At 65.5% G+C, this 15,858-nt stretch carries 21 protein-coding genes; 11 read left to right on the top strand and 10 right to left on the bottom strand.

All coding sequences use genetic code 11. From position 1 onward, the window contains the following. Nucleotides 1-306 precede the first annotated feature (306 nt). Entirely contained in the window at nt 307-1,014 is a 708-nt protein-coding gene (locus ACV22V_RS08780; protein ID WP_059526501.1) for an MgtC/SapB family protein, read from the top strand. 45 nt (nt 1,015-1,059) lie between these two features. Here the strand turns inward: ACV22V_RS08780 and ACV22V_RS08785 are convergent, their stop codons facing one another. Further along, entirely contained in the window at nt 1,060-1,779 is a 720-nt protein-coding gene (locus ACV22V_RS08785; RefSeq protein ID WP_448013569.1) for an autoinducer binding domain-containing protein, read from the bottom strand. Between the two features lie 73 nt (nt 1,780-1,852). Between ACV22V_RS08785 and ACV22V_RS08790 the strand changes: the two genes are divergently transcribed. The 4 genes from ACV22V_RS08790 to ACV22V_RS08805 all read left to right on the top strand — a co-directional run bounded on the left by ACV22V_RS08790 (nt 1,853) and on the right by ACV22V_RS08805 (nt 4,390). Continuing rightward, entirely contained in the window at nt 1,853-2,296 is a 444-nt protein-coding gene (locus ACV22V_RS08790) for a DUF4902 domain-containing protein (RefSeq protein WP_059686171.1), read from the top strand. A gap of 209 nt (nt 2,297-2,505) precedes the next feature. Beyond that, nucleotides 2,506-3,114: an acyl-homoserine-lactone synthase gene (locus tag ACV22V_RS08795; RefSeq protein WP_059526508.1), complete on the top strand. Its 609-nt coding sequence runs from the start codon at nt 2,506-2,508 to the stop codon at nt 3,112-3,114. Nucleotides 3,115-3,166: 52 nt separating this feature from the next. Then, the gene (locus tag ACV22V_RS08800; protein WP_448013570.1) at nt 3,167-3,925 is read left to right on the top strand and encodes a hypothetical protein; all 759 of its coding nucleotides are present in this window, start codon (nt 3,167-3,169) and stop codon (nt 3,923-3,925) included. 216 nt (nt 3,926-4,141) lie between these two features. After that, nucleotides 4,142-4,390 (top strand): hypothetical protein, encoded by a 249-nt coding sequence (locus tag ACV22V_RS08805; RefSeq protein WP_448013571.1) that lies wholly within the window; start codon nt 4,142-4,144, stop codon nt 4,388-4,390. A 21-nt stretch (nt 4,391-4,411) separates the two neighbouring features. On the opposite strand, the gene ACV22V_RS08810 is transcribed toward ACV22V_RS08805, so the two are convergent. Next, nucleotides 4,412-4,981: a GNAT family N-acetyltransferase gene (locus tag ACV22V_RS08810; protein WP_448013572.1), complete on the bottom strand. Its 570-nt coding sequence runs from the start codon at nt 4,979-4,981 to the stop codon at nt 4,412-4,414. 263 nt (nt 4,982-5,244) lie between these two features. Next, nucleotides 5,245-5,895, bottom strand: a complete 651-nt coding sequence (ribA, locus tag ACV22V_RS08815; protein WP_059468449.1) for a GTP cyclohydrolase II — start codon at nt 5,893-5,895, stop codon at nt 5,245-5,247. A gap of 177 nt (nt 5,896-6,072) precedes the next feature. On the opposite strand from ribA, the gene ACV22V_RS08820 reads away from it, so the two are divergent. Then, nucleotides 6,073-6,534 carry a CBS domain-containing protein gene (locus ACV22V_RS08820; protein ID WP_059468448.1) on the top strand — a complete coding sequence of 154 codons (462 nt, stop codon included), beginning with the start codon at nt 6,073-6,075 and terminating at the stop codon, nt 6,532-6,534. A gap of 153 nt (nt 6,535-6,687) precedes the next feature. Here the strand turns inward: ACV22V_RS08820 and ACV22V_RS08825 are convergent, their stop codons facing one another. After that, entirely contained in the window at nt 6,688-7,017 is a 330-nt protein-coding gene (locus tag ACV22V_RS08825; RefSeq protein WP_448013573.1) for a DUF4148 domain-containing protein, read from the bottom strand. A 64-nt stretch (nt 7,018-7,081) separates the two neighbouring features. After that, entirely contained in the window at nt 7,082-7,438 is a 357-nt protein-coding gene (locus ACV22V_RS08830; protein ID WP_448013574.1) for a hypothetical protein, read from the bottom strand. Between the two features lie 90 nt (nt 7,439-7,528). Here ACV22V_RS08830 and ACV22V_RS08835 point away from each other — a divergent pair, with 90 nt between their 5' ends. Then, nucleotides 7,529-7,927: a GreA/GreB family elongation factor gene (locus ACV22V_RS08835; protein WP_059526516.1), complete on the top strand. Its 399-nt coding sequence runs from the start codon at nt 7,529-7,531 to the stop codon at nt 7,925-7,927. Between the two features lie 175 nt (nt 7,928-8,102). On the opposite strand, the gene ACV22V_RS08840 is transcribed toward ACV22V_RS08835, so the two are convergent. Then, nucleotides 8,103-9,185, bottom strand: a complete 1,083-nt coding sequence (locus tag ACV22V_RS08840) for a porin (RefSeq protein ID WP_059698265.1) — start codon at nt 9,183-9,185, stop codon at nt 8,103-8,105. Nucleotides 9,186-9,799: 614 nt separating this feature from the next. Here ACV22V_RS08840 and ACV22V_RS08845 point away from each other — a divergent pair. After that, nucleotides 9,800-10,174, top strand: coding sequence for a YXWGXW repeat-containing protein (locus ACV22V_RS08845; RefSeq protein WP_082725381.1), 375 nt, complete (start codon nt 9,800-9,802; stop codon nt 10,172-10,174). Nucleotides 10,175-10,402: 228 nt separating this feature from the next. Here the strand turns inward: ACV22V_RS08845 and ACV22V_RS08850 are convergent, their stop codons facing one another. Then, the gene (locus tag ACV22V_RS08850; protein ID WP_059526520.1) at nt 10,403-10,789 is read right to left on the bottom strand and encodes a winged helix-turn-helix transcriptional regulator; all 387 of its coding nucleotides are present in this window, start codon (nt 10,787-10,789) and stop codon (nt 10,403-10,405) included. A gap of 250 nt (nt 10,790-11,039) precedes the next feature. On the opposite strand from ACV22V_RS08850, the gene ACV22V_RS08855 reads away from it, so the two are divergent. After that, on the top strand, nt 11,040-11,516 hold the full coding sequence (locus ACV22V_RS08855; RefSeq protein ID WP_448013575.1) for a nuclear transport factor 2 family protein: 477 nt from the start codon (nt 11,040-11,042) through the stop codon (nt 11,514-11,516). Between the two features lie 153 nt (nt 11,517-11,669). Here ACV22V_RS08855 and ACV22V_RS08860 read toward each other — a convergent pair whose 3' ends face one another. Both ACV22V_RS08860 and ACV22V_RS08865 read right to left on the bottom strand, forming a co-directional pair. After that, the gene (locus tag ACV22V_RS08860) at nt 11,670-12,281 is read right to left on the bottom strand and encodes a cysteine hydrolase family protein (protein WP_448013576.1); all 612 of its coding nucleotides are present in this window, start codon (nt 12,279-12,281) and stop codon (nt 11,670-11,672) included. 208 nt (nt 12,282-12,489) lie between these two features. Beyond that, nucleotides 12,490-12,675, bottom strand: coding sequence for a hypothetical protein (locus tag ACV22V_RS08865; RefSeq protein WP_448013577.1), 186 nt, complete (start codon nt 12,673-12,675; stop codon nt 12,490-12,492). Nucleotides 12,676-12,828: 153 nt separating this feature from the next. On the opposite strand from ACV22V_RS08865, the gene ACV22V_RS08870 reads away from it, so the two are divergent. Both ACV22V_RS08870 and ACV22V_RS08875 read left to right on the top strand, forming a co-directional pair. Then, on the top strand, nt 12,829-13,362 hold the full coding sequence (locus tag ACV22V_RS08870; protein ID WP_448013578.1) for a VOC family protein: 534 nt from the start codon (nt 12,829-12,831) through the stop codon (nt 13,360-13,362). A gap of 40 nt (nt 13,363-13,402) precedes the next feature. Continuing rightward, nucleotides 13,403-14,158 carry a glucose 1-dehydrogenase gene (locus tag ACV22V_RS08875; protein WP_448013579.1) on the top strand — a complete coding sequence of 252 codons (756 nt, stop codon included), beginning with the start codon at nt 13,403-13,405 and terminating at the stop codon, nt 14,156-14,158. Nucleotides 14,159-14,296: 138 nt separating this feature from the next. On the opposite strand, the gene ACV22V_RS08880 is transcribed toward ACV22V_RS08875, so the two are convergent. Beyond that, nucleotides 14,297-15,814 carry a purine-cytosine permease family protein gene (locus ACV22V_RS08880; RefSeq protein ID WP_448013580.1) on the bottom strand — a complete coding sequence of 506 codons (1,518 nt, stop codon included), beginning with the start codon at nt 15,812-15,814 and terminating at the stop codon, nt 14,297-14,299. Between the last annotated feature and the right edge of the window lie 44 nt (nt 15,815-15,858).

Below are 15,858 nucleotides of genomic sequence, written 5' to 3' on the forward strand. Positions count from 1 at the left end.
CGCGGCCGGCCGCCGGACGGGTTGACGCCTGCGCGGGCGGCCCACTAGAATGCCGCCCATTCTTCCTTCAGGAACCATCGTGGACAGTTGCAGCACTCCGTTGCGTGCGCCGCTTGCCGCCTGAACGCCTGTCCGACGCAGTTCTCCTGCCGCGGCTCGCGTTCCGCGAGCCCGCACGCCCCCCGTTTCACACTGAATGACGCATTCGCGCGGTACAGTACCGCGCGATGACGGCCTTCGTGCCGCGTTCGGCCTCGCGCCGCCGCGACGCGGGCCGGCATGCGCACTTGGCACGGCAGGACAAACATGACTCTCGATTTCGCACTCCGTCTTTTCACTGCGTTCGCCTGCGGCGTCGCGATCGGCCTCGAACGCCAGATGCGGCAACGCACGGCGGGCCTGCGCACGATCACGCTCGTCGCGAGCGGCGCCTGCCTGTTCGTCACGCTCGGCGTGCTGACCGGCAACGGCGTGGCCGGCGTCACGCAGATCGCCGCATACGTCGTGTCGGGCGTCGGCTTTCTCGGCGGCGGCGTGATCATGCGCGACAAGGGCTCGATCCAGGGCATCAACACGGCCGCGACGCTGTGGTGCTCGGCCGCCGTCGGCGTGCTGGCCGGCTCCGGTCACTTCGTACCGGCGCTGGCCGGCACGGGCGTCGTGCTGCTCACCAACACGGTGCTGCGCGGCGTCAGCCAGGCGATCAACGCGACCCCCGTGTCGAACGCCGACCTCGTGCGCGAATACCAGATCACCGTGATCTGCCTGGCCGACGACGAAGTGCACATCCGCACGCTGCTGTCGAACGCGATGTATGCGAAGCCGCTGTCGTTCCAGAGCCTGACGAGCGAGGACGTGCCCGAGCAGCCGGACCGCCTGAAGGTGACCGCGACGCTGAAGCTGCACCCAAAGGATCAGCAGAAGCTCGAGCAGATCGCGAGCCGGATGAGCATGGAGAAGAGCATTTCCAGCGTGAGCTGGACCGCGAAGGAAGCGGAGCCGATGATGGAGTGAGCGGCGGCCGCCGCGCGGTACAACCGCTCCGCCGCCAGCGCCGGGTCAGGGTGTATCGATGAGTCCGGCCGCGATCGCCTTGACGACCGCCTGGACCTTGTTGGTCGCGCCGAGTTTCTCGAGGATGTTGTTCACGTGGAAGTTGACCGTGCGCTCCGAGATGCAGAGGATCTGGCCGATTTCGCACGCGGTCTTCCCTTCGGCCGTCCAGCACAGCACCTCGCGCTCGCGCGCGGTCAGCGTGACGCTCGACTCGGGCGACAGCTTCGGCACCATGAAGCGGCTCATCAGCGAATGCGACAGGTTCGCGAGCCAGTTGGTCTGCAGCGTCAGCATGTTGATCTCGGCCGGCGTGAGCCGGTCCGCATGACGCGCGATGCTCAACAGCCCGAAGGCGCCGCGCGCCGCCCAGCTCGACTGCGCGACGCCCACCGACAGCCCGTAATCGCGCGCATCCTGCCACAGCGGGCACGGATCGATCCGGTCGACGTCCGGCCAGACGATCATGTTGGTGCTGAGCGCGCCCTCGCGAACCGTCGAATCGATCTCGATGTAGTTCTGCGCCTGATAGTGCGCCATCCAGCCGTCCGGATAAGTATTGAAGATCGCGACGGCCGGCTTCGACACCGGCAGCGGCACGCGAATTCCGTAACAGCAATATTCGAAGCCGAGGCGTTTAGAATAAGCGGCGATCCGCTGGAAGAGCTGCTGCTCGTCTTCCGCGGCGCTGAATTGTTGGTAGGCATCCTGCCAGCGCAGTTCCATTCGTTCTCCGACAACGTTACGCTGTCATACCTGTCAGGTGCCAGCACCGGTTCGGGGCTGATACATTCCGCGCATGACTTCACCTTTGTTGCATCCGGTCCGCGGCCCGTCTCCGGACGGCTACGTGCGCCTGTCCGAAAGCGCACTGGCCGCGCTCGTACTCGACCACGTCGCAAGCGGCCTCGATGCATCGCTGCTCGCGGAACTGCGCGACAGCGCCATCGACGCGCGCCTGGCCGGCTATACCGAATGGCATCGCCCGGCCAGTGCCGGCGTCGCATACCTGACGGTCGGCTGGGACTGGTATCTCGAGCGCGCGACGGGCACGTTCGTGATCGCGGGCGGCGACGTTCGCAGCAACATCATGGCCGTCGATGCCACCGGCGCCGACCTCGGCATGTTCCGCACCGCCGCCGTGCTTGCCGCGCGGCTCGTACACGTCGACTGGCCGGCCGCGGTCGCGTCGTCGCTGCTCGGTCGCAACGACGCCTATCATGCCGGTCCCACGCTCCAGTGACAACCGGCCGCGCTTTCCTCTGACATTTCCGCAAGACTGGCGCTCTTTATAAGCAAAAGCCGCCCGTATTTCAATCCCGCCGATCAAGAAACCGATACCACCGGTCGAATGGTATCGGCCTCCCCTCACCCTGTAAGAGTTACCAGTTACCGCCCCCTCGGGACGCGCGATGTAATGCGTGCATACCAAAGTACAGATCCGAGGACACCATGCGGACCTTCGTTCACGAGGAAGGGCGGTTGCCACACGAACTTGCAGCGGATCTCGGGCGCTATCGGCGCCGCGTGTTCGTCGAGCAGCTCGGTTGGGCGCTCCCGTCGGCGAACGAAAGTTTCGAGCGCGACCAGTTCGATCGCGACGATACCGTCTACGTGTTCGCGAGAAACGCCGGCGGCGAAGTGTGCGGATGTGCGCGCCTGTTGCCGACCACGCGCCCGTATCTGCTGAAGTCGCTGTTCGCCGACCTGATCGCCGACGACGTCGCGCTGCCGCAATCGGCAGCCGTCTGGGAGCTGTCGCGGTTCGCGGCGACCGGCGACGAAGGCGGTCCGGGCAATGCCGAGTGGGCCGTCCGCCCGATGCTCGCCGCGGTCGTCGAATGCGCGGCGCAACTGGGCGCGCGGCAGCTGATCGGCGTCACGTTCGCGAGCATGGAAAGGCTGTTCCGCCGGATCGGCGTGCACGCGCACCGGGCAGGCCCCCCGAAACCGGTGGACGGTCGTCTGGTTGTCGCGTGCTGGATCGATATCGATCCGCAAACGTTTGCCGCACTTGGAATCGAGCCGGGACGGGCCACCCGGCAGGCCATCGCCGCCTGAGCCGGAACGCGCGTAGTCCGGCCGGGCGGCATCGTAACGAAGGAGAACCACCGTGGACCAGTCTCAGGTCTTTCGCGCGATGATGCCCGGGTTGACGGGTGCCGGCGGCGCCCGCATCGCCGTCACCTACCCGTCGTTTCCGCGGCCGCTGCCGCTCGTGCGGCTCGATCGCCACGGGCTCGTGTTCCGGGCGGCCGGCGTCGCACCGCTCGTGTGCGGGTTGCCGCGCGCGGCGACGCTGCTGGTTGCGGACGAGCCGCTCTGCTCGCTGCGCCTCGTGATCCGCGACGTCGTCGCTGTCGGCGACGGCCGGCACGACCTGACGATGCAGCCGTCCGGGGCCGCCGGCGACGAACTGCTGTGGCACGCGCTGCGCGACCGCGAACCATACCGGCAGATCGGGCAGCCGCTTGCGCCCGTCGATGCGGCCATGGCGCCGAACGGCGAGCCGCAGGCCGTCGGCGGCGCCGCGCAGCATCCGTCGCGCAGTGCGGCGTTCCGTCTGCGCTGCCACAGCGATGCGCTGTTCTTCGCCGACTGGCTCGAATATCACTTCGACGAGCTGCGCGCGCTGTCGCAACGGCACGGGCCGCAATTGCAGCTCAAGCAGCTGCAGCGGCAAGTCACCGACGATGAGGTGGGCGTGCGCTTCGTCTACGACATCGACGGACACGCGACGCGGCACGCGCTGACCGACTGCGCGCGCGAGGCCTGCGCCTGGATTGAGACGGAAATGCGCGACAAATACGCGGTGCCGGTCGCGCAGGAGCGGTTCGGCGCGTTTGCCGCGCACGCGCGGGGCGAAATGTGAATGCGCCGGCGGCTTCGGGGTTACGCGAAGGCCGCCGCACCGAGGGACACCGTTTTTTCGGCAGGACACTGCGGGACACCTGCACGGACTGGATGGCGCGCCGCTCCCCCCTTGTCGGGAAGGTCCGGCAGCGCTGCGTTGCACAATTACAACTAGGGCTTGCCAGCCCTCGGGTTTTCCCTTAAAGTTACATCCGTCTCCTCCATGTCTCCAAACATGGATTCAGCCCGCTCCAGTAGCGGGCTTTTTCTTGCCTGCGTGATCTATGAGGGCCGCATCAAAGCGCCCTATCCCAAACGCAAGTACCGCGACGCGTTCGAGATGCTTGCATGCATGCGCACGCGCCGCCGCGCACGGCTTCATGCGAGTGTCGTCATTCAATCTGTATTGGATGCATCCGGACAGACGTCCGAGGACGCAGACGGCTACCACCGGACCGTGCTGCAGAACGCAGGATGGCGTTGACGGGCGCGGATGCCCGGGCCGTTATGTGCTGACGTGGCCGTCGAGACGAACGGACGTTGCGTGCTTGACGAACACCACATGCTGCCGCAAAGCATGTCCCCGCGGCAACGCTGGATGATCGAAATCGCGCAAGGGCTGTCGCGCCATTCCGAGCCGCTGCGCCACGCGCCGCGATCGCAGGTTGGCGGCGGCCGTCCACGCGAAGATTTCGCCGAGCCCGATCCGGCCGAATCCGTCGACCAATACCGCGGCGGCCGCTTCGCCAACATGGCCATGCCCCCACGATGCGCGGGCCTGGCGCCATATGATCTCGACACACGGCGCCATCGGGTGCTCGTCGCGAACTTCGCGCGACAAACCGCAAAGCCCGATCAACGCGCCATCCGCACGACGCTCGATCGCCCACACACCGAAACCGTGCGCATCGAAATGCGCTTCGAAGCGCACGATGGTTTCCGCCGCCTCATCGACGGACATCGGGCCACGCGCGAGCCATGCGGTCACATCGGGATCCGCATGCATTGCAGCCAGCGCACCGGCATCGTCCGGTCGCCAGCGACGCAAAGTCAAACGTTCGGTTTCAATCTGCAATGGCGGGTTCAACCGTGATCGGGACATGCAGAAGGCACGGGATGCGCCGGCCCGTGCGCACGCAATTCTCGCAGCGAACGAACAAGCCCGAAGGCGCAGCGGCGAGACGAGTCAATTGCGAGCGCCACCTGCGCCGGCAAGGAACGTCGACGGCCGCAAGAACCGGCGACAGGAATTGAATGCAGCGCAACGCGTCGTCCCGCCCGTCGTTCGCCGAATGAGCGTTCGACGCCCGCGCTCAGGCGCCAGCGCGTCGAATGCGATCACTCGTTTTCCTCGAAGTAGTGCCCAAACTTCGCCTGCTTGGTCCGGATGTAACGCTCGTTTTCCTCGCGTACGGGTACCGCGAGCGCCACGCGTTCGCAGACAGGAATGCCGTGCTTCACGAGCGTATCGAATTTCTTCGGGTTGTTGCTCATCAGTCGCACCGACGTCACGCCGAGGATCCGGAGGATCGCTGCGGCCGAGTCGTATTCGCGGGCGTCGTCGGGCAAGCCGAGGTCGAGATTCGCCTCGACGGTGTCGCGCCCCTGCTCCTGCAACGCGTATGCACGGATCTTGTTGCTCAGGCCGATGCCGCGCCCTTCGTGGCCGCGCAGATACAGCAGCACGCCGCGGTCTTCCGCCGCGATGTAACGCAGCGCGAGGTCGAGTTGCTCGCCGCAATCGCAGCGGTAGGAGCCGAACACGTCGCCGGTCAGGCATTCGGAATGAAGCCGCGTCAGCACGGACTGCTCGCCGGTGACGTCACCCATCACGAGCGCGAGATGTTCGGCATCGCTGCCCGATACGCGGAAGGCGTACGACGTGAACGTACCGTAGCGCGTGGGCAGCGACGCCGTGGCGACGAGCGTCACGCACTCGTCGGCCTGGCCATTGCCCTGCGTGGGCGATTGGGGACGCGAAGACATCATGAATTCAATCGAAACGATCAGGAATGTAGGAATTGTGTGGATGGTGCGTGACCGGAGTTTACCGCTAATCTGGAAACGTCACGCGACTGCCGCTACAGGCCCGGCTATACTGGGCCCGTCGGGTGCCGCGCATCACGCCCTGCCTTCCCTGCATCGTCCCGCACACGGAGAAAGCAAATGAGCACGACTGTCGCGCAAATTCTCAAAGCCAAGCCGGATTCCGGCCGCACGATCTACACCGTCACGAAAGCCGATTTCGTCTATGACGCCATCAAGCTGATGGCGGAAAAGGGAATCGGCGCATTGCTGGTCATGGACGGCGACGACATCGCGGGCATCGTCACCGAGCGCGATTACGCGCGCAAGGTCGTGCTGCAGGACCGTTCGTCGAAGGCCACCCGCGTCGAGGAAATCATGACGGCCAAGGTGCGCTACGTGGAGCCGTCGCAATCCACCGACGAGTGCATGGCGCTGATGACCGAACACCGGATGCGCCACCTGCCCGTCCTGCAGGACGGCAAGCTCATCGGCCTGATCTCGATCGGCGACCTCGTGAAGAGTGTGATTGCCGACCAGCAATTCACGATCAGCCAGCTCGAACACTACATCCACGGCACCCCGACGGTCACGTCCGCCTGACCCATCCCAGCAAAAAAGGCCCAAACGCGCGAGCGTCTGGGCGGAAAAGCCGCCGGAATGCGGCGACGGAGGTTCTGCTCTGCTGACGCGGACGCGCGCGAGTGGCGTGCGCCCCGTCGGTCACATGCTGTGCGCGGGCAGACCCGGGGATGTTCAGTTGCCGAAGTAGACGGAGTTCACGGGATTCGGGGCTTCACGCGTCATGCGGCGGCCCGACTGGCCTGCGCCCGTCGCCACCGCACCATAGCCGCTCGTGTCGGCTTGGGCGAGCATCGGCTGATTCGACTGGCTCCGTTGTTCTGCGGCCTGGATGTTCTGCGGATATTGCGCATCGCTCGCGAGCGGCTTGTAGCCGTTCTGTTCGAGTTGCACGAGTTCGGCCCGGACCTGATCGCGGGTCAAGCCCTGCTCGGACTGCGCGAACGATGCGATCGGGGCGGCAAGGACGGATGCAGCGATCGCTGCGTAGATGATCGACTTCATGATGGACCTCCGAAATATGTTCTCTTTTGGCGTCGCTTCCGGCTGGACTGTCTGAAGCGATGGATCAAGTGTAGTGCTCGCGATACCAAGGGGAAACCCTTGGTTTGAACATACAGCGTTGCATTTTCGGAAAAAATAGACGGCTGTCGTCGCGCAAGATCGCGATTACTTCAATCATTTCCACAACAATGCCTGACGAAAAGCCGACAGCCTGATCACCGACTTGGAAGGTTGTTGTAGAATCGAAAGGTTTTATTCGCCTGTCGATACCCCATTCACCATGCACGCGCCCACGCCTCTTTCGCTTTCGCTGTCCGGCCCGTCCGGCGTGCGCGCGCGCGCCGGCCACCCGGCGCACCCCTGCCTTCGACGCACGGCCCAGGCACCGCTCGCCCCTGCCCGGCGCCTGATCTGACAGCACGGCCTCCTCCCGGAGCCAGGTCAGACAGGCTCCGGGCGATCCCCATAGGCACGCCACGCCTGCCCCATGCCGATCATTTGGAGAACTGCCATGAAACAACGCCTTTATCAGTTGACCGAACTCGACGTCGCTCGTCTCGAGAAGCACGCCGAACACAACCCGCGCTTCCAGACGATGCTCGACACGCTGCTCGAGCGCGCGGACATCGTGCAGCCCGACGCCATCAAGTCGAACGTCGTCACGATGAACTCGCAGATCACACTGCTCGACGAAGCGTCCCAGGAACAGGCCACCTGGACGATTGTTTATCCGGATGCCGCCAATCTCGAACTCGGACGCCTGAACGTGTTCTCGCCGGTCGGCATGGCGCTGCTGGGCACGCAACGCGGTCAGCTGGTGAAAGTGCTGCAGCCGAGCGGCGCTGAAAAGCTGATGAAGGTCGCGGCGATCGTGTTTCAACCGGAAGCCAACGGCGAATACACGCGCTGAGCCATCTGCGGCGGGTATCGCCCCGCAACTGCGCACAACGAGAAAAGCGAGGCACACGCCTCGCTTTTTTGCATCCGGAGGATGCGAATCGCCGACACCTCGCTCCACAGACGAAAAAAAGGCGCCCGAAGGCGCCTTTTTCGATGCTGCGTAGCTGGTTACCCAGCCGTCACGCTTAGAAGCGGTGACGCAGACCAACCGTTGCTGCGGTTTGGTTGATCGACGAGCTTGCCGGCGTCGTGTTGTCGCCGTTGTAGATCGACGTGCCGATCGCGTTGCCCTTCGCACCACGTTGGTACACAGCTTGTGCGTACACGTCCGTGCGCTTCGACAGCGAGTAGTCAGCTTGCACGCCGAACTGGTTCCAGTGCGAGCTGCCACCGTCGACCTTCGTGTTCGTGTACGTGTAAGCTGCGCCCAGGCCGAGAGCCGGCGTCAGGTTGTACTTTGCGTTGACTTCGTAGTTGTCCGTGCGGAACGCGCCGGTCAGGCCCGGGACGTTATCGATACGCGATTGCGTCCATGCAGCACCGACTTGTGCCGGGCCGAATGCGTAGCCAGCACCAGCACCGTACGTACGGATACGGCCTTGCGAAGCGATGTTCGTCGCGCCGTTGGCGTTGGTACCGTCACCGAGGTTGGCTTGCGAGTACGCTGCACCCAGCTTCAGGCCTTGGAACTGGTACGACAGACCGCCGCTGTAAGCACGGTTGTTGCCGAAGTTCTGGTTGTTCGAGAACGAGTACGTGCCGCCGAACTGCAGGCCAGCGTAGTTAGCGCTCGTGAACTTGACCGAGTTGTTCAGTGCGACGTCGCCGTTCGTGCTCAGGCGGTCGTTGTTGCCGCGGTGCGCGAAGTACGTGCCGCCCCACGTGCCCGTTGCCGTCAGCGGCGCCAGGTAGTCTTGCGTTGCGTCGTACTGCTTGCCCAGCGTGACCGTGCCGTACTGGCTCGACAGGCCAACGAATGCTTGGCGGTTGAACATGCCGCCGTTGTTGCCCAGCTTGCCGTTACCGATGCCGAAGCCGCTTTCCAACGTGAAGATTGCCTTCAGGCCGCCACCGAGGTCTTCCGAGCCACGCAGGCCGAAACGGCTCTGGTCGATGCCCGAGCCCATCGACCACAGCGACTTGCCGTTGACGTTGCTTTGGTAGGTGATGCCTGCGTCCAGCACGCCGTACAGCGTGACGCTGCTTTGCGCGTGAGCGACGGTAGCGAACGATGCTGCAGCTGCTGCAACGATCAGAGTCTTGTTCATTCGTGGAGCTCCCTTCTAAAAAGAGGCAGGTCTCGCGACCTTGTTCATAAACGGTCTGCAACCGCCCGGGAACGCCATCGGTCCTTCTGGCCGCGCCCGGATAGTTGCCCGTTTGGGAACCGTGAGTTTAGGGGTGTACCCTAGGGCCGCGATCTGCAAATAAAGAAATAAGCTTTTCCAGAACTAGAAATAATGAAAGTGGGCGCACCTTATAAGTATTTGTTTTAACGTCTTTTTTTGACTTATTGACGGATGCTTTTTGGAGGCTTTCATCGCACCATTCTTTCGTGTCATCGTCTTGACGGTTGCATAGAAACAACAAGCGGAATCGATGGAACCACGCAAAACCGGTAATTTTTACCCGAATCAGTCTCAAATATTGGGCCTGCCCGCCTAAAACGCTGCGACCGAACTGTAAACACACGGCGGTGCAGCCGTTGCCGCCCCTGTTGGACCATCAGCGCCGGCAGAGTGGGATCGGTGGCGGGCGCCCCCCGGCTGCCCGCAGGTCGTCGTGACATGCGGTAACAGCCTTAACGCCCCGCGTAACCCGGCCCCGCGACCGGCCAGCTAACGTAAGGCAGCCCGATTACATATTAGATAGAGGACTCGCCATGAATCGACGCTCGCTGTTGCGCGCCATCGGACTGACCGCGGCCGTCGCCGCCACCGGCGGTTGGCTGCGCACCGCCTCGGCCCAACCCGCACCGCCCGGGTATCGGCCTCCCGGACCGCCTCCAGGCCCCGGCAGGCCGCCTTATTCCGATCGCCCGGGCTTCGCGCCGCCCGCACTGCGACATGATCGCCGGCCACCGCCGCCGCGGCCGCATGGCTATATCTGGACCGACGGCTACTGGCGCTGGCAGCGCGGCCGCTACATATGGGTGCCCGGACGCTGGGTCGCTCGTCGCCCCGGGCGCAGGTGGGTGCCTGGATACTGGCGTCGCCAGGGGCGAGTGTGGGTCTACGTCGACGGTACCTGGCGATAAGTCGCCCGCGCCGTCCTGCATACGAATCGACCGACCGAGCGGAGGCGGATCGCCCGCCACGACAGTTCATATCCGTCATACGCCGATCGCCGCTCGCGCGTCACACCCTTCGCGACGCCACGTGCGCAAGCAATTCGCTCAAGACATTCGGATAACGAAATCATCCGATGCTGCCGCAACACACGCATACAGTCGCGGATCGCCACACGCCCGCACGACGCGCTCCGCTCAACGCCCGTTGCTCTCCAGCTCGCACGCACGGCGGCGTGCGGCGCATATCGCACGATGATGTTCGTCGGCCCAGCGGATCATCGCGTCCATCGGCGTCAGGAACGAACGCCCGAGGTCCGTCAGCGCATATTCGACGCGCGGCGGCACCTCGGCATACAACGTGCGGCTGACGAAGCCGTCCTGCTCGAGCCGCTTGAGCGTGCGCGACAGCATCTGCTTCGATACGTCGCCGATCGCGCGGGCGAGTTCATTGAAACGCATCGTGCCGCCGGACAGCGCCTCGAGCACGAGCAGGCTCCATTGGTCGCCGATGCGATCAAGCACATCGCGGATCGGGCACGGCTGATCGAGTTCGACGGATTCGTCGGCGGACGTAAACGGCATGACGGGATTCTCTTTCACGGGCGATGCACGGTCACCGCGGCGTGACCTGCTCACACCGCGGTGACTTCTTGTGACGGGTTGGCGGCAACTGTACCATTCGATCGACTCGATGGCCGCACGGATCTTCAAGTTCTGCGAAGCATGCGGATGCGCACAGTCACTCCTTCGCCCGCCGATGATGACGATCGGCGTCATCCGCGATCGCGCACCGTGCGCCCACCCACGAATCCCCAGACAAGGAACCCGCCACATGTCACCGCTCCGCTCCCCCGTCCGCGCCGTTGCCGCGTTCGTCCTGCTTGCCGCATCGACCGCCGCGCCGGCCACCGGTCATGTCACGCGCGACCTGGCCGCCGAGGAAGCCAACCGCCAGCTCGTGCTGACGTTCTACGACCGCTTCTTCAACAAGCACGAAGCGGTCGAGGCTGCCGCCGTCGTCGCCGACGACTACAAGCAGCACAACCCGCACGTACCCGACGGCAAGAAGCCGTTCGTGTCGTACTTCGTCGACGCGTTCCAGAAGAACCCCGAATCCCGCGCGCAGATCGTCCGCAGCTCGACCGATGGCGATCTCGTCTATCTGCATGTGCATGCGACCGAGCGGCCGGGCGATCGCGGCGACGCGGTGGTCGACATCTTCCGCGTGAAGGACCGCAAGATCGTCGAGCACTGGGACGTGATCCAGTCGGTGCCCGAAAAGGCCGCGAACGCGAACACGATGTTCTGATCGGGCGGGCCGTGCACCGATGCGCGGCCGACCTCGCGACACGGCGCTGCCCGGCACGCACGAACGCCCCTACATCGGACTCCGCCGCCACGCCCGCCCGACCGCGCCAGGGCCGTCGTCCGTCTGCACACGGCTCGAGCCCGCCCGCGCGCATCAGGCGACGTCGAGCGCGAGCACCTGCCCGGTCGTCAGCACGTCGCCGAACGTGTCCGACAGCGCGGCCAGCGTGGCGCGGTGAAGGTCGCGGTGCGGCACCGTGCCGCCGTCCGCGACATCGAGGTCGCGCGTCGCGCACGCGTCGTCGACGACGATCACCGCGTAGCCGAGCGGCACGGCATCGCGGGCCGCGCCGGCAACGCACGCATGCGTCATCAGCCCGGTGACGATCAGCGTGTCGATGCCGGCCGCCTTCAGGCGCGCGTCGAGGTCCGTCGTCGGAAACACGCTCACCGACGTCTTCATCACGACCGCGTGATGCGGCGCCGGCTGCAGGTCCGCATGAAAGTGGAAGCCGTCGCTGCCGTCGGCGAAGAGCGGGCCGCCGGCCGCGCCGACGTGCTGGACGTGGAATACCGGGATGCCGGCGCGATCGGCGAACGCGATCACGCGTCGCGCATTGCCCAGCGCGCGCGGCCCTTCCGGAATCGGCAGGCGGCCGCTGAAATATTCGTTCTGGAAATCGATCACCAGCAGCGCGGTGCGGGCGGCGTCGATCGACGTCGGCGCGCTCGCGCCGGCCAGGGTACGGATGGTCGGATGTTGCATGGGTCGCTCTCTACTCAAGGTTGGCACATCGAACGAAACGGCGGCCCGGCAAGGCCCGCGCCACCGCACGCAGCCTTGCGGCAGGTCGCCGCCGTACGTGGGCTGGCCTGCCGTGACCGCGAGGCGCCAGTGTCGTGCCGTGCGGCCCCGCGCGACAGCGGCCCGCAGGACAACGTCCGACAGGATCGGGCCAACCTGCCGCAGCCGTCTACGACAGCGCGGCCGCGCGCCCATAGCGCACCATCATCACGAAGCCAAGCAGGAAGCCCGAGCCGCCGATCCACAACAGCCCGGTCTCTCCGAATACGGGCAGCAGGTTCGTGAGCGCCTCGCCCGAAAACTGCCGGCTGACGGTCAAGGCCCCGAACGCGCGATAACGCGCAGACTCGCCCACTCGCCTCTCCCCCACCGCGCCGCGTCCCCGCGGCTAGTCCGTTTGGATGGCACGAAGCACCAGGTTTATTGCCATCATGGCCGTCATTCGTCGCATCCCGCATGCCGAATCGAACGGCGCCGCGTACGCTCGCGCCCCCGCCACGGAGACACCATGAACGCCCCCGTCCTCGGCCCCGTCGACCAGATCGGCTATGTGGTCGCCGATCTCGACCGCAGCATCGCGCGCTGGCGCGCCCGCCACGATGCGGGCCCGTGGACCGTGTTCCGCGACGTGCGTCTCGACGGCCGCTACCTCGGTGAAGTGGTGACGGTCACGATGGATGTTGGGCTCGCGTATCTCGGCGGCGTGCAGATCGAACTGATCCACGTGACGAACGATGCGCCGTCGCCATACCGCGACGCGCACGGGCAACCGCTCGCGGGCCTGCATCACGTCGCATGGGTGGTCGACGATCTCGATGCCGCGGTGGCGCGGCTCACGGCGCGCGGCCTGCGCGTCGTGTTCGAAGCGCGCAACCCGGCCACGCGCGTCGCCTACCTCGACGACGCCGACGACCCCGGCGTGCGCGTCGAAGTGATCGAAGGCGCCGGCATGCGCGACATGATCGCGCGCGGCATCGCCGAAGCACGCGCATGGGATGGCGCCGATCCGGTCCGCATCATCGACGCGCCGGCCGCCGCATGAGCGGGCTCGTGCGTCCCCCTTCACTCACAGGAGCAACACGATGAAACGACTCGAAGGCAAGGTGGCGCTGATCACGGGTGGCGCCCGCGGCCAGGGCGAGGCGGAGGCACGCCGGTTCGTCGCCGAAGGCGCACGCGTGGTGATCGCCGACGTGCTGGACGACGCCGGCCAACGCGTCGCGGCCGAACTCGGCGACGCCGCACGCTACCAGCATCTCGACGTGACGAACGAAGACGACTGGCACACCGCCGTTCGCGCGACGCTCGCGCACTTCGGCCGCCTGGACGTCCTCGTGAACAACGCGGCGATCCTGAAGCTCGTGCCGATCGATTCCTGTTCGCTCGACGACTATCGCAAGGTGATCGACGTGAACCAGGTCGGCTGCTGGCTCGGCATGAAATCGGCATTGGCCGCGCTGAAGGACGCGGGCGGCGGCTCGATCGTCAACGTGTCGTCGACGGCCGGAATGGAAGGCGTGGCCGGCGGCAGCGCGTATGTGTCGAGCAAGTTCGCCGTGCGCGGGATGACGAAGGCCGCCGCACTCGAGTTCGGCCGCTATGGAATCCGCGTGAACTCGGTCCATCCGGGCGGCATCGACACCGTGATGGCGCGCCCGCCGGAATACGCCGATTTCGACCCGTCGTCGATCTACAGCGGGCTGCCGATCGCGCGCATCGGCAAACCCGACGAAGTGGCGAGCCTCGTGCTGTTTCTCGCGTCCGACGAATCCGCGTATTGCACGGGCTCGGAATTCATCGTCGACGGCGGAATGCTCGCGGGCAGCACGTTCCACTGATCCGCGGCGGGGTCGACGGGTAGGTCCGGCCGCTCATCCGCACCGACCATCAAGCGTCCGAAAACGACCATGCCGCCGGCGGCTTTCCCGCGCGGCGGCACGATGGTTTCCGAAACGAAGCAGCAAACGATGCGGCGCTCAATACCCCTTCGGCTGGATCGCCGGCGCGCCGACAGCACGCGCCGCCTGCCCGCCGCCGCGCACCAGGAAGCGTCCGTTCGGGCCGTACACGCCGTCCGCTTCCGGATGCATCGTCAGCAGCACGAAATACAGCAATCCACCGACCATCAGCGACACCGGCACGCTGAGATCGAGCCCGCCCGCCAGGGCGCCGAGCGGCCCGACGAACTGGCCCGGCAGATTCACGAACGACAGCCCGATGAACGCCGCCGGCAGCCACGCGCCCATCGCGCGCAGGTTCCAGCCGTGCGTGAACCAGTAGTGGCCGCCGCGCAGCCCGCGATTGAATACCTGCAGGTCGTCGGCGAGATAGAAGCCGCGACGCGTCACGTAGCCGATCACCATGATCGCCATCCACGGGCAGCTGAACGTGTCGATCAGCGTCGAGAACGTTGCGACGCTTTCGACGAGGTTGAACCAGAAACGCCCAACGAAGATAAACGCGATCGCGATCGTGCCGATCAGCAGCGTCGCACGCACACGGTTCAGGACGCGCGGAAACATGCTCGACACGTCGAGGCCCGTGCCGTACAGCGCGGTCGTGCCGGTCGACATCCCGCCGATGATCGCGATCAGGCACATCGGCAGCAGAAACCAGCGCGGCGACACGGCAAGCAGCCCGCCGACGTAGTCGTTCGACGCGATGAACGCGGGCGCCTTCGACGCGATGATCGTCGCGGTCGCGAGGCCGAAGAAGAACGGCACGAAGGTCGCGATCTGCGCGGTGAACACTGCGCCCATCACGCGCCGCTTCGGCGTCTGTTGCGGGATGTAGCGCGCCCAGTCGCCGAGCGTCGACGCGAACGACACCGGGTTGCTCAACGCGACCAGCACCGCGCCGACGAACGCGGCCCAGAAACCCGCACTGCCCTGGCTCAGGGTGCCCGCGTAGTTCATGTCGAACATCCCCGTGAATGCGAACAGGCCGGCGACGAACAACAGGCTCGCCGCCCACACGGCAATCTTGTTGACCCACAGCATGAAGCGAAAGCCGTAGATGCAGACGATCAGCACGAGCACCGCGAACACCATGTACGCGGCGCCGAGCGTGAAGCCGTTGACCGGCACGCCGACCATGTTGTGCGCGCCGCCGACGAGCGCATCGCCTGAGCTCCACACCGCGAGCGAGAAGAACGCGATCGACGTGAGCAGCGCGAGAAACGAACCGACGATCCGGCCGTGGATGCCGAAATGCGCGCCGGACGACACGGGGTCGCTCGTACCGTTGCGCGAACCGAACAGGCTCATCGGCGCGAGGATGCAGGTGCCGGCGAGCACGCCGAGCACGATCGCGCATACGCCCGCCTTGAACGACAGCCCGACCAGCACGGGGAAGCTGCCGAGCACCGACGTGGAAAACGTATTGCAGCCGCCGAACAGCAACCGGAACAGATCGATCGGACGTGCATAGCGCGATGCGTCGGGAATCCGCTCGAAACCGAACGATTCAACTTGCGTAATCCTGCCTTCAGCCATTTGTCTCCAACTCCTCTGGTGCATCGGTACGGCCTGCGACTTCG

It is taken from the genome of Burkholderia sp. AW33-5 (assembly GCF_053427615.1).